13 protein-coding genes and 3 tRNA genes are annotated in these 12,366 nt (G+C 73.8%); 6 read left to right on the top strand and 10 right to left on the bottom strand.

Features of this window, described 5'->3' with window-relative positions:
- Positions 1-4 precede the first annotated feature (4 nt).
- A tRNA-Val gene (locus tag LUW87_RS00545) sits at positions 5-81 on the bottom strand.
- Between the two features lie 154 nt (positions 82-235).
- On the opposite strand from LUW87_RS00545, the gene LUW87_RS00540 reads away from it, so the two are divergent.
- The 4 genes from LUW87_RS00540 to LUW87_RS00525 are packed head-to-tail and all read left to right on the top strand — an operon-like array spanning position 236 to position 3,299.
- A complete protein-coding gene (locus tag LUW87_RS00540) occupies positions 236-604 on the top strand; it encodes a hypothetical protein (protein WP_232669124.1) in 369 nt (122 codons plus the stop codon).
- A 7-nt stretch (positions 605-611) separates the two neighbouring features.
- Positions 612-1,442, top strand: a complete 831-nt coding sequence (locus LUW87_RS00535; protein WP_232669123.1) for a polysaccharide deacetylase family protein — start codon at positions 612-614, stop codon at positions 1,440-1,442.
- Positions 1,443-1,488: 46 nt separating this feature from the next.
- Positions 1,489-2,271, top strand: coding sequence for a DUF6817 domain-containing protein (locus LUW87_RS00530; protein WP_232669122.1), 783 nt, complete (start codon positions 1,489-1,491; stop codon positions 2,269-2,271).
- Positions 2,268-3,299, top strand: a complete 1,032-nt coding sequence (locus LUW87_RS00525; RefSeq protein WP_232669121.1) for a glycosyltransferase family 2 protein — start codon at positions 2,268-2,270, stop codon at positions 3,297-3,299. The genes LUW87_RS00530 and LUW87_RS00525 overlap by 4 nt, the downstream gene beginning before the upstream one ends.
- 61 nt (positions 3,300-3,360) lie before the next feature.
- On the opposite strand, the gene LUW87_RS00520 is transcribed toward LUW87_RS00525, so the two are convergent.
- Together LUW87_RS00520 and LUW87_RS00515 are read right to left on the bottom strand one after the other, a co-directional pair.
- Positions 3,361-3,627: a hypothetical protein gene (locus LUW87_RS00520; RefSeq protein WP_232669120.1), complete on the bottom strand. Its 267-nt coding sequence runs from the start codon at positions 3,625-3,627 to the stop codon at positions 3,361-3,363.
- A gap of 367 nt (positions 3,628-3,994) precedes the next feature.
- Positions 3,995-4,066: transfer RNA gene (locus tag LUW87_RS00515), tRNA-Cys, on the bottom strand.
- Positions 4,067-4,132: 66 nt separating this feature from the next.
- Here LUW87_RS00515 and LUW87_RS00510 point away from each other — a divergent pair.
- Positions 4,133-4,321 carry a hypothetical protein gene (locus LUW87_RS00510; RefSeq protein WP_232669119.1) on the top strand — a complete coding sequence of 63 codons (189 nt, stop codon included), beginning with the start codon at positions 4,133-4,135 and terminating at the stop codon, positions 4,319-4,321.
- A 48-nt stretch (positions 4,322-4,369) separates the two neighbouring features.
- Here the strand turns inward: LUW87_RS00510 and surE are convergent, their stop codons facing one another.
- The 6 genes from surE to LUW87_RS00480 all read right to left on the bottom strand — a co-directional run bounded on the left by surE (position 4,370) and on the right by LUW87_RS00480 (position 9,814).
- Positions 4,370-5,278 carry a 5'/3'-nucleotidase SurE gene (surE, locus tag LUW87_RS00505; RefSeq protein WP_232669118.1) on the bottom strand — a complete coding sequence of 303 codons (909 nt, stop codon included), beginning with the start codon at positions 5,276-5,278 and terminating at the stop codon, positions 4,370-4,372.
- A gap of 125 nt (positions 5,279-5,403) precedes the next feature.
- Positions 5,404-6,003, bottom strand: a complete 600-nt coding sequence (locus tag LUW87_RS00500) for a hypothetical protein (RefSeq protein ID WP_232669117.1) — start codon at positions 6,001-6,003, stop codon at positions 5,404-5,406.
- 144 nt (positions 6,004-6,147) lie between these two features.
- The gene (locus LUW87_RS00495) at positions 6,148-7,092 is read right to left on the bottom strand and encodes a zinc-binding dehydrogenase (RefSeq protein WP_232669116.1); all 945 of its coding nucleotides are present in this window, start codon (positions 7,090-7,092) and stop codon (positions 6,148-6,150) included.
- 59 nt (positions 7,093-7,151) lie between these two features.
- Positions 7,152-7,466 carry a rhodanese-like domain-containing protein gene (locus tag LUW87_RS00490; protein ID WP_232669115.1) on the bottom strand — a complete coding sequence of 105 codons (315 nt, stop codon included), beginning with the start codon at positions 7,464-7,466 and terminating at the stop codon, positions 7,152-7,154.
- 235 nt (positions 7,467-7,701) lie between these two features.
- A complete protein-coding gene (locus tag LUW87_RS00485) occupies positions 7,702-8,655 on the bottom strand; it encodes a cupin domain-containing protein (protein ID WP_232669114.1) in 954 nt (317 codons plus the stop codon).
- Positions 8,630-9,814, bottom strand: coding sequence for a lysylphosphatidylglycerol synthase domain-containing protein (locus LUW87_RS00480; RefSeq protein WP_232669113.1), 1,185 nt, complete (start codon positions 9,812-9,814; stop codon positions 8,630-8,632). The genes LUW87_RS00485 and LUW87_RS00480 overlap by 26 nt, the downstream gene beginning before the upstream one ends.
- 175 nt (positions 9,815-9,989) lie before the next feature.
- On the opposite strand from LUW87_RS00480, the gene LUW87_RS00475 reads away from it, so the two are divergent.
- Complete coding sequence (locus tag LUW87_RS00475; protein WP_232669112.1) at positions 9,990-11,516, top strand: acyl-CoA synthetase; 1,527 nt, start codon at positions 9,990-9,992, stop codon at positions 11,514-11,516.
- Positions 11,517-11,582: 66 nt separating this feature from the next.
- Here the strand turns inward: LUW87_RS00475 and LUW87_RS00470 are convergent.
- Positions 11,583-11,658: transfer RNA gene (locus tag LUW87_RS00470), tRNA-Gly, on the bottom strand.
- Between the last annotated feature and the right edge of the window lie 708 nt (positions 11,659-12,366).

Genomic DNA, 12,366 nt, shown 5'->3' with positions numbered 1-12,366 from the left:
CAGGTGGTGGACCCGACTGGACTCGAACCAGCGACCTCTTCCGTGTCGAGGAAGCGCTCTAGCCAACTGAGCTACGGGTCCGCTCAGGCGCCGGACGCGGGGCCCGACAGGCAGATGACCATAGCAGTCGGGGCGGCGGGCCAGGGAACCCGGCAGGGGGCAGGGGGCCCGCCGACACCACGACCACGCACCCACCCGATGGGCGCCGGAGGGCCCGAACGCCTAGAACATGGGGATGGATCATCGCCAGGTCGTCAGGGTGCTCGCCGCAGCGCGGGCCGTCGTGGGGCTCGCCCTCGTGATCGCCCCCGGTGCCATGGGCCGGCGCTGGCTCGGCGACGTGGCGGCCGACCGACGGGTCCGCGTGGCGCTGCGCGGGCTGGGTGCACGCGACCTGGCGCTCGCAGCCGGTACGCTTCACGCACTCGATCAGGGCACGTCCGTGCGTCCCTGGGCGGCGATGTCGGCGGTCGGCGATGCGTCGGATGCCATCGGAGCCACCCTGGCCTGGCCGACGCTCGGCACCCGCCGGGTGCTGCTCACCGTACTCACCGCCGGCCCTGCGGCCGTGCTCGGCGCCCTCGCCGCTCCAGAACTGGACTGACCTCCGCGTGACCACCTCCACCACTCGCCAACGCGCCGCCATCATCTTGGCCGTGGTCTTCCTGGCCGGCGTCGTGGTCCTCGCCAGCGGCGCGATCGGCCGTTCCGAGGCGGCCACCGGCAACGACGTCCGCACCGACGACGGCACCGTGCCGGTCGACACCACGGCGCAGGTCGCCGAGACGACCACCACCACCGTGCCCGTCACCGAGCCACCCACCACCACCACCTCGGCACCGCCCACGGCCGTCGCACCCTTGCCCAGCGATCCGGCAGGCGTGCCGCTCATCCACTCGGTCGACACCACCGATCCGGTCATCTTCATCACCATCGACGATGGCAACGTGGCCGACGAGCCGGCCCTCCAGTACATCGAGCAGACCGGCATGCCCGTGTCGATGTTCCTGAACGATCCGCCGGTGCGCACCCACCCCGAGTACTTCCAGCGGCTCATCGACCTGGGCAACAAGGTCCACACCCACACCCGCAGCCACGCCAACCTCACCACCCTCGGCGCCGACGGCCAACGCAGCGAGATCTGCGGCATGGCCGACCTCCTCGACCAGACCTACGGCCAGCGGGGCTACCTGGTCCGTCCTCCCTACGGTGCGTCGAACGAGACGACCAAGCAGGTGTCGGCGGGATGCGGTCAGAAGGCCGTCGTGATGTGGATGGGCGTCATCGACGACGGGGTGGTGACGCTCCAGAAGCCCACGCTGGAGCCGGGTGACATCATCCTCACCCACTTCAAGCCCGACCTGCGGGCCAACCTCGAGGCCATCACGGCCATGGCCGACGCCGCCGGCCTGCGCATCGCCCGCCTCGAGGACTACATCTGAGCCTGGGCCCGTCCCCGGCGCGGCCATGGGACCCTGGAACCCATCGATGGCTGACATCGCCCAGACCTGGCCCCAGATGGTCTGCCAGCTGGGAGAGGCCGACTTCGACCCGTCGCAGCTGGCCGTCATCCGGGCCGCCTTCGACCGGGCGAGCCTGCTCTTCGCCGGCGCCGAACGACCCGAGGGAAAGCCCTTCCTCGACCACCTGATCGGCACGGCGTCGGGCACGCTGATCGCCGGGGCGCCGGCCGACACGGTGGCCGCCGCCCTCGTCCATGCCGCCTATGACCAAGGCGACTTCGGCGACAGCCGCCGAGGGGCGGACCACCGGCACCGCCGCGACCTGCGCCACACGGTCGGGGCGAGGGCCGAGGCCATCGTGCACCGCTACCACACGCTGGGGTGGAGCCCCGAGATCGCTCGCCGGTGCCGAACCGAGCTCGCCGTCCTCACCTGGCTCGATCGCCAGGCGATCGTGGTCCGCGTGGCCAACGAGGTCGACGACAGCCTGCACGGGGCGCTGCGCATCTCGGGCAAGCTCTCCCACCCCACCCACGATCGCGGGACCCACGACGAGCTGATGAGCCTGGCCGAAGCCCTGACCACCCCGGCATTCGTCGCTGTCGCCCGCGAGACCCTCGTGGGCGATCCCCCGCCGCCGCCGCCCGAGCTCGTGGTGGGCCGAGGACGATCTCGCGTCCAGCTGCCGGCCTCGGCGAGGTGGCGGACGCGCCGCGTCGCCGAGGACACGGCTCGACACCTCCGACGACGAGTCCACGGCCTGGCCGGCCGGGCCCGCCGCCGCCTCCCCCGACCGCGACCGCGATGACGGGCACCACCGACCTCTCGTCCACCGTCACGCTGGTGGTCGTGCCCCGCGAGCGCTACTCATCGACTGCGGCGACCCTGCGGGCGCTCGTCGACACCACTCCCGACAGTGTCTCGATCGTCGTCGTGCGGGGCGGCATGCCGGCACGGGTCGAGGCCGAGGCGGAGGCCATCGCGGGTGATCGCCTCCAGCTCGTCGGGCCGGCGCGCCACCTGGCCCCCAACGTCGCTCGGCGCATCGGCCTCAGGTCGGTCGCCACCCGTTTCGTCGTGCTCCTCGACAACGACGTCCTGCCCCGACCGGGCTGGCTGGAACCTCTCGTGCACGCCGCCGTCGAGCACGACGCCTGGGTGGTGCGCCCGCTGGTGCTGCAGACGGACCGCCACGGCACAACCGTCCACGATGCCGGGGGCGACTGCCACGTGCGAGTGGAGGCCGACGGCCGGCGCAGCCTCCAGGAGTCGCACCGCCACCTGGGTGACCCACTCGAGGCCGTCGACCACCTCGAGACCGAACCCGTCGAGCTGTTCGAGTTCCACACCGCCCTCTTCGACCGCGCCCGCCTCGAGGACCTGGGCGGACCGGACGGGCGCATGCTCGCCCAGGGCGAGCACCTCGACCTGGCTCTGCGCATCCACGACGCCGGCGGCTCGGTCTGGCTGGAGCCGGCCTCTGTCGTGGGCTACCCGATCCCCGAACGGCTCCGGCCGAGCGACCTGAGCTTCTTCCTGGGCCGGTGGTCACCGAGCTGGGTCCGTTCGTCGCGGCGGCACTTCAACGACGTGCACCACCTCGACGACGCGGACCGCTGCTTCACGTGGGGCTACCCGGAGGTGCATCGCACCTACGCCTGGCTCCCCATCGGCCGCGCCGCGCACCGCATCACCGGCCGAGCGGCGCCGGCCCGCGTGGCCAAGGGGTTCGACGTGGTGATCGGCGCCCGGCTGGCCGACGCCGTCCTGCACCTCGACCCGCGCTGGCGCCGCGGCGGGCGCGGCGGGCGCGGCGGGCGCGGCGGGCGCGGCTGACCCTCACAGCACCGGGGGCGGGCGGGATGCCCTCCCCGTCGCCGCCCCGGTCGGGCGCGCGCTATGGCGCCTCTGTCGTCGTCGTCGGGGGCTCGGTGGTCGTCGTGGTGGGGGCGGTGGTCGTGGTCGTGGGGGCGGTGGTCGTGGTGGTCGGCGGCCTGGTGGTGGTGGTCGGACGCGTCGTCGTGGTCGTGGTGGACGACGACGTGGTCGACGACGACGTGGTGGTGGTGGTCGTGGGCGAGTCGTCGCCCGAGATGGCCATGCCGATGCCGATCCCCACGATGATCACCACGATCACGGCCAGGATGCCCACCACGATCCACAACGCCGTGTTGCTCCCACCGCCCGATGGCGGCGGCCCGGTCGGGGGCTGCCCGGGGGGAGGACCGGAGGGTGGCGGGACGGGGGGCATCGCCTGGGTGGGAGGCGGTTCGGCCGCCGGGACGGCTTCGGTGGGGGCCGACGCCGCATCGGGCGGTGTCGACTCGGGAGGCGGACCGCCCTCGACCGGTGGCACCGGCTGCGTCGGCTCGTCCGGCGGTGGCACGTTCGACATGGCTCGCATCCCCTTCTCGGCGCCGGTCCAGGTCCGGCTCGGCCCGGCGACGAGGGTAGGGGCTGGCGCCACCCGGAGGCTGGACCCCTGGGCGCGAAGAGGGCCTGACCACGTCGTGCGTTGGTCAGGCCCTCGGAGGCGGCGGTGGGAATCGAACCCACGTACAGGGCTTTGCAGGCCCTTGCCTCAGCCACTCGGCCACGCCGCCCGGCCGACCCACGTTAGCGCCCGTGGCCGCGGCACCCGACCGTGTTGGCGGTAGCGTCCTCGACTGATGGCCACCCCCCGCCGGCGCCCGCCGCTCGCCCATGTCCCCGCCCCGGTCCGCATCGGCATGGCCCTGGGCGGTCTGGTGGTGGGTCTGCTGCTGGTGTTCGTCGGGGCGCAGTCCTGCGAGGAGTCCTTCGAGGACCCTGCGCCCGCACCGCTGACCACCACCGAGCCGGCCCCTTCGGGCAACTGACCGACCCGCGGGCCCACCCCGCCGCCGACCCGCCAGGCAGGGGCGCGCTCAGTCCGGGCGTCGCGGATGGAGGTGGTCGGCGACCTCGGGGTCAGCGAACAGGTGCGCCGGTGAGAGGTCGTCACCGGGAGCGGCGTGGGCCTCGACGTGCAGTCCACCGGTGGGACCCGTGACCCCGCCGGGGTCGGCGTCGGCGGCGTCGGCCGGACCGTCCGGCGGTGAGGCCCACACCTCCGCCAGGCCGCCGAGTGCGGTGAGCGTGGCGATGCCCTCACGGATCATCGCCGTGTCGGTGTCGTGGCGCAGCTCCTGGTCGACGGCGACGAGCTCGAACTGCAACGCCCCCTCCTCGGCACCTGTCATCGACGAGCGCACGGTGCCGAACGACGCCAGCCGGGCCCACCGCAGCGGCGGGGTGACCCCGGAGGGCACCGCCGGCACGTTGAGGTTGAGGGTGGCGCGCAGCGGGGCCTCGAGCAGACGGCGGGTGACCTCGACGGCCAGGTGCGACGCACAGTCCCACTCCCACTCGTCGTCATCACGTTCGGCCAGGCTCACGGCCAGACCCCGGTAGCCGAAGTTCTGGGCGGTGAGGGCGGCACCGACCGTGCCCGAGTGCAGGATGGCCCGACCGGTGTTGGCCCCGGCGTTGATGCCCGACACGATGGCCTCGGGCTCGGGGCCACCGAAACCGCCGAGCACGGCGGCCAGCACGCACATGGCCGGCGGACCGGCGAGGGCCCAGGCTTCGATGCCGGGGGCCCCGGGCAGCTCCGCCTGCTGCACGGGAAGGTGCCCGCGCAGATCGAAGCGCCCCAACGACGCCGAGGTGCCGCTGGCGTCGTAGTCGGGGGCGACCACGACGACGTCGTGGCCGTCGGCTTCGAGCGCTCGGGCGAGGGCATGGAGCCCCGGACCGTGGATGCCGTCGTCGTTGGTCACCAGCAGTCGAGCCATGGCCGTGACCCTACCGGGGCGGAACCGGCGCGCCGCCACCGCTCCCGGGGGTGTCGACGGGGCCGACCGGGAGCGGTGGAAAGGAGGCGTCCGGGCCGGCCGACAGCACCGACCGGACCCTGGTCTCAGGAGCCGAAGCGCTCCTGCATGCGCTGGCGCGGACCGCCCTCGGGAGCGCCCTCCGGGCGCTCTCCGTTGACCATGGCGCTGATCCGCTCGGTGACGGCGGCGAGGCGCTCGTCGGCCTCTTCCTGGGTCAGGTCGCCCTCGTCGACCTTGTCGGCCATGTGGGACCGGGCCTCGGCCACGAGGGCGTCGACGACGACCTGAACGTCCACGCCGTTGGCGACGGCGAGGTCGGCGATGGACTGGCCGTCGCGCCGCGCCGTGCGGAGGTCCTCGACGGAGACCCCCAGGACTTCGGCCGCGGCGTCGAGGCCGGGGCCGCCTCGCATGCCGGGACCGTGGCCGCCACGAGGCAGGGCCTCGCGGAGGGTGTCGACCACGGCGTCGAGCTGGTCCTGGGTCAGGGTGCCGTCGTCGAGCAGGGGCTGGAGGGCGTCGGTCAGGCGGCCGTCGCGCTCGACGCTCTCGTCGACGGTGCCTGTTCCCTCGTCGGTGGCTTCCTGGGCGAACGAGACGCCTGGGCCGACCAGGGCGAGGGCGCCGGCGCCACCGGCGACGAGGGTGGCGGCGAGGCCGATGGTGGCGAGTTGCTTGCGCATGGGGTCTGCTCCCTTGGTGGGTGGACGGGTGCTGTCCTTCTCGGGACACCCCCACGTTCTCGTCCGGCGGTAAGGACTCCGCCGGGCCAAGGTGAGAACCAGGTGTGAATCCGCCCATGACCGCCGAAGCGGCCCGTGACCTGCTCAGTCGGGCGCCAGGAGCACGATCTTGCCGAACTTGCCGCCGGCTGCGAAGCGCTCGAGCGCAGCGGCGGCGTCGGCCATCGGGTAGGTGGCCGCCACCGGAACCCGGACCGTCCCTGCGTCCAGCAGCGGCAACACGTGGGCCTCGACCTGCCGGGCGGCCAGAGCCTTGTCCTCCAGCGAACGGGCGCGCAGCGTGGACCCGTGGATGCGTCCTCGCCGGGTCATCAGGGCCCCGAGGTTCACCTCGGCCTTGGCCCCGGCGCCGATGCCGATGACCGAGATCCGCCCACCCCCGGCGAGCGCCCGCAGGTTGGCGGCCATGTTGGGGGCACCGACCAGCTCGAGCACCACGTCGTAGGGCCCGTGGTCGACGAAGCCGTCGGGGGCCACGGCGGTCGCGCCGAGCGCGGCGACGTCGGCCCGGCGGGCCGGATCGCGGACGGTCGCCACCACCGAGGCGCCGGCCGCCACCGCCAGCTGGACTCCGGCGATGCCGACGCCTCCCGCCGCACCGTGCACGCACATCCGCTCACCCATTCCCAGGTGGCACTGGGTGAACAGCGCGTCGTGAGCAGTAGCGAAGACCTCGGGGAAGCCGCCCGCTTCGGCCCACGACAGGCCGTCCGGGACGGGGAGCAGGTGCCGCTCGTGCACCACCGCCAGCTCGGCCTGACCGCCACCGCCGACCACGGCCATGACCCGGTCGCCCTCGTGCCATCGGGTGACCCCCGACCCGACGGCGGCCACCTCACCGGCCAGCTCGAGCCCGAGGATGTCGGGGGGAGAGCCGGCCGGCGCCGGGTAGAGCCCGGCCAGCTGGATGCGGTCGGCGCCGTTGAGGCCGGCGGCGCGCACCCGGACCAGGACCTCGCCGTGGCCGGGCCGGGGGTCAGGGTGCTGGCGCCACTCGGGGCGCTGGTCGACGATGGTGACGGCGTGCATCGCCCGATGCTGGCACGGCGCCGGCGCCGGCGACCGAGTCTCCCGTCGCCGGCGCGGGGTCAGCGGGTGACGGGGAGCCCGGCGTCGGCCCAGGCGATCATGCCGCCCTCGACGTTGACGGCGTCGACGCCGGCGCCGATGAGCGCCTCGGCCACCTTCCCGGAGCGGTTGCCGCTGCGGCAGATGCAGTACACGGGGCGACCCTCGGGGATGTCGTCGATGCTGATGCGACTCATCGGCACCGAGACCGCGTCGGGGGCGTGGCCGTCGTTCCACTCGTCGTCCTCGCGGACGTCGACGAGGGGGGTGCCCGGCGGGCGCTCGTTGGCCTCCTGAACGGTGACCGTGGGGAGGGGGGACGCCGAGATGTTCATGGCCCGACCGTACCGGGGCGGAGGAGGCCGGCGGCGCCGGCCGGCCCGGAGCGGGCAGCGGGACATGGGATCGTCGGTCGCATGGGGTACTCCTCGCTCACCCGGCCTCGCGCTCGGGTGTCGGACCGGTTCTCGGCCGGTTGTCGGATCGGCATTTATACCCCTGGGGGTATATGAGGATGGTAGTGGCCGCTCACTCCCGCGCCAACCCCCTCCCGGAGGGGCTCTCCGGCCGTCAGCTCCGCGCCGGTGGGGCGAAGCGGATGTCGAGCGACCGCAGGTGCGTGTGCAGACCGGCGTCCTGGATGGGCACGATGATCGCCGGACGGTCCGAGGTGTTGTAGTGGGCGTGCCAGAGCCCCGGCGGGGTCACGAACGCCCCCTGGGGCTCCCAGTCGACGCGGACCGGGTCGACGATCTCGCCCCGCTCGTCGATCTCGCGACCGACCAGCGTGAAGCAGCCCGGTGGGCACTCGGCCACCAGATCGAGCGCCACCGACTGGTGGCGGTGGGGTCGCTGGACTGCGCCGGCGGGCACCAGGCCGTACATGGCCCACAGCACGTGGGTGACGGTCTGGGTGCGGTCGTTCGGGGCGGTGTTGAGCAACACGGCCAACCGGTTGCGGTCGGTGGCGTGGGGTGAGGCCACGACCCGGTCGAGCTCGGCGCGGACCTCGCGGGCGGCGAAGCGGGTGGCCGCGAACCGGGCGTCGACGGGGGCCACCCCCAGGTAGCGCAGCAGCGGCTCGTCGTGCACCCAGTAGAGGAGGGCGTCGACGTCGGCCCGGTGACGCCGCGGGCCCCCGGCCGGGAGCACGAAGAAGTCGCCCTCTGCCCACGACAGCTCGGTGCCGCCGACCAGGGTGGAGCCGCCGCCCTCGAGCACGTGGAAGAGCTCGGAGGTGGCGTTGGCGTCGGTGATCAGCTCGTCGCCGGCGGCGACCCGCACGAACGATGCCAGCAGCGCCGGCGAGGTGGCGGGACCGTCCCCGACGGCGAGCTCGTCGGAGAGGTCGAACGGCACCACGCCGGTCGCCGTCTCGCGGTGGCGGGCCGCGGGGAAGCGCTCGAGCGGCACCTTGGGCACCCGGCCCGAGCCGACCGGGTTGGCGGCCCGGCTGTACTCGAAGTAGCGGGCGTCGCCCGACCAGTCCTCGAGGGCCTCACCGACGCTCAGCAACGGCTCCATGGCTCCCAGTGTGCCCGAGTGCGGCGGGGTCGCGTGGTGTGCGGCGGGGCAGGCGCTGCCATCGACGCCACCCCAGGTACACGGCCGAGCCGGTCACGATGGGCAGCGCGTAGGTGAGACCCCGGTAGACGAGCACGGCCGCGAAGGCGGCCGCCGGGTCGGCGCCGGCGGCGACCAGACCCACGGCGAGGGTGCCCTCCACCACGCCCACCCCACCGGGCGTGGGTGAGAACCCGGCGGCGACCCGCGCCAGCAGGTACACCCGCACCACGTCCCACGCCCCGGGCGCGCCCTGACCCTGGACGCCCTGGACCACCAGCACCACGATCAGTGCGCCGCCCATCGTCACGGCCGCCGACCCCGCCAGGAGAGCGCCGGTGCGGTGACGCAGGAGCGAACCGGCGCCCACCCGCAACCGCCCGACGAAGGGCTCCACGAGGGTCTCTCGGAGAGCGGGCACCCGCCGGCCGATCCGGTCCACCGCCCGTTGGGTCTGGCGGACCAGCCAACGACCCGCCGCCGTGTCGCAGGACACGACCCACCAGAAGACGGCGCTGGCCCCCACCGCGGCCACCGCACTGCCCAACACCAGCAGATCCAGGCCGCTCGCCGCTCCGGTCACGATCGAGCCCAGCAGCACGGCGACGATCAGCAGCCATCGGGCCACCGACATGGCTTCGCCGACGGCGAGCATGCTCAGCGCCATGTCCTCGGGGCGGTGCCCGAGGCTGCGCCCGATGCGGTAGCGCAGGGTGGCCGAGACGATGCCACCGCCCGGCACCGAGTTGGCCACGGCCAGGTTCACCTGATCGAGCACCAGCCCCTGTCCGGTGCCCGCCCCGGGCAGGGACCACCGGTACAGCGACGCTCGCGCCACGACCACGACCACCCAACAGGTCAGCACGCCGACCACGGTGAGCGCAGGCAGATCGAGCAGCGACGACACCGCCTCGGCGAGGGTGCCTCGCAGGCGCACGGCCCCGGCGACCATGGTGATCGCGACGGCGAGGGTGAGACCCCGGGACAGCCAGCGGCCTCGGGACCGGACCGGGCGGGCGGCGTCGCCCGGAACCGGGGCCGTGACCACCGTCACCATCGGGCCCGGAACGACAGCGGGTTCGCTCCCGCTGGCTGGCGCCGAGCGGATCGAACCGATCACGACGGCGAACGTACACACCCCGCCGTGGGCACCCCGAGCCGGAACGCGAGGAATTGGGTGAACGGTGGCACAGCGGTCACCGTCCGTTCCCCCGGGTGCCGGCTGGGCGACACTCGGCCGCCCCGAGGACGTCGCAGCACCCGGACCCCGACGAGCAGGGCAGCATGGAGAGCACATGGACGACGACACGCCCACGACGGACGACCTCCCGCTCTTCACCGACCAGCTCGGCCGGGGCGGCGACCGTCCCGCGATCGTCGATCCGCTCGGCACGATCAGCTACGCCGCGCTCGACGGCGCAGCCCGTGCGCTGGCGGCCCAGCTGCTGGCGGGATCTTCGGACCTCGACGGGTCACGGGTGATCGTGCTGTGCCGGCCTGGCCGCCAGTTCGTGGCCGCCCTGGCCGGCTGCTGGCACGCCGGGGCCACGGCCGTCCCCCTCCATCCCGACCACCCCGTGGCCGAGCTGTCGGGCCTGGTGGCCGACGCCGATCCCGTGGCCATCGTGTCCTCCGAGGAGCACCGAGACCTCGCCGACCAGCTGGCTGCGGGCTGCTCGTCGCGGGTGGTGGCGGCCGGTCCCGCCTTCGATCCCCGCTCGTGGGTAGCGGACGCACCCCTGCCCTCGGTGAGCGCCGACCGGCCGGCGCTCATGGTCTTCACCAGTGGAACGACGGGGCGTCCCAAGGGCGCCGTGCACACCCACGCCAGCCTCCGGGCCCAGATCACCGCCATGGTGGAAGCCTGGGGGTGGACAGGCGAGGACCGCACCCTGCTGGTGCTGCCGCTGCACCACGTGCACGGCATCGTCAACGTGGCCCTCACGCCGCTGTGGGTGGGGGCGGTGTGCGAGGCGCCCGGCGGCTTCGATGCCATGGCCACGTGGGAACGCCTGGGTTCGGGCGAGATCTCCGTGTTCATGGCCGTGCCCACGATCTACGCCCGGCTGATCGCCACGTGGGAGGCCGCCGATCCGGCCACCCGCGACCGATGGAGCGCCGGGGCGGCTCGGGCGCGGCTGATGGTGTCGGGGTCGGCCGCCCTCCCGGTGTCGGTGCTCGAGCGCTGGCGCTCGATCAGCGGTCAGGAGCTGCTCGAGCGCTACGGGATGACCGAGGTGGGCATGGCGCTCGGCAACCCCCTCGAGCGACGGGTGCCAGGTCACGTGGGCGTGCCGTTCCCGGGTGTGCGCACCCGGCTGGTCGACGACCACGGGGCCGACGTGCCCGACGGTGAGCCCGGCGAGCTCCTCCTGCAGGGCCCTCAGCTCTTCGCCGGCTACTGGAACCGACCCGAGGCCACGGCCGAGGCGTTCACCGACGGGTGGTTCCGCACCGGCGACGTGGCCGTGCGTCACCCGGAGGGCTTCCGGCTCCTCGGCCGATCGTCGGTCGACATCCTCAAGACCGGCGGCGAGAAGGTCTCGGCGCTGGAGATCGAGGAGGTGTACCGCACCCATCCGGCCATCGCCGACTGCGCCGTGGTCGGGCTCCCGGACGAGGAGTGGGGCGACCGGGTGGCCATGGCGGTCGTGCCCGCCGACGCCGCCGCACCCATGCTCGTCGACGAGCTGCGGGCATGGGGCAAGGAGCGCTTGGCACCCGCCAAGGTCCCCACCCGCTACCTGGTGGTCGGGTCGCTCCCCCGCAACGTGATGGGGAAGGTCACCAAACCCGCCGTGGTCGAGCTCTTCGACGCCTGACCCCGCTCGAGCCCTCCGCCGACGCGCCGCAGGCGCCTCCGGAGAGGCGCCTGCGGCGATGCTTCGTGGAGCGGACGACGAGATTCGAACTCGCGACCCTCACCTTGGCAAGGTGATGCTCTACCAACTGAGCTACGTCCGCGTGGGCACGTCACCATAGCAAGCGGGTTCGGGCCCACACCAAAGCCGCGACCGACGAGAGCCGGTGGCCGTCAGGACGCCCCCGGCGCCTGGCCCCTCGGCTCCGTGTCGTCGATGGTCTCGTCCCGGTTCCGCCCGAACCACCGCCGCACCCGTGGATGGGCACGGCGCTCCGGGACCTGCCGTGACTCGGGCCGTGAGCCCGCGGGCACCGCCGCGGCAGGCCCGGCCGACGGGGCTGGCGGTGGCGGGGACGGCGGCGGCCCAACAGGGCCGACGTCGAGTGGAGTCGCGAGCGGTGGGGCCTTCACCGGCGGCGGGTGCCACCTCGGTCCCCGGTGCACGGCCGCAGCAAGCGCCTCGTCGGCACCGACGGTCGGCCCGAGGTCCGCGTCGGGGGAGACGAACGGCGGCGGCTCGGCAGTCGACTCGGCCGGCATCTGTTCCGTCCGGGCCCGTCCCGACTCGGCCGCAGGACTCGTCGTGGCCGTCGTGGCCGGAGGCCCGACCGGACGACCGGCGGCGGCGGTGCCTCCGGACGGGGGAGGTTCGTCGTCCAGCCGGGACGTGTCGACCGGGAGGGGCCGGGAGCCACCTGATGCCAGCCCCCGCGATGGCGTGACGTAGAGGCCCGGAGCTCCGGTGATCTCGTCGTCTTCGTCGCTCAGCGGCTCCGTCGGCGACGCCAACAGCTCGTCGAGCCCGGCGA

It is taken from the genome of Rhabdothermincola salaria, from assembly GCF_021246445.1.
In the GTDB taxonomy this organism is placed as follows: Bacteria; Actinomycetota; Acidimicrobiia; order Acidimicrobiales; family Acidimicrobilacustridaceae; genus Rhabdothermincola_A; species Rhabdothermincola_A salaria.
The sequence above is the reverse complement of the archived record's forward strand: the minus strand, read 5'-3'. Positions and strand labels throughout refer to the sequence as shown.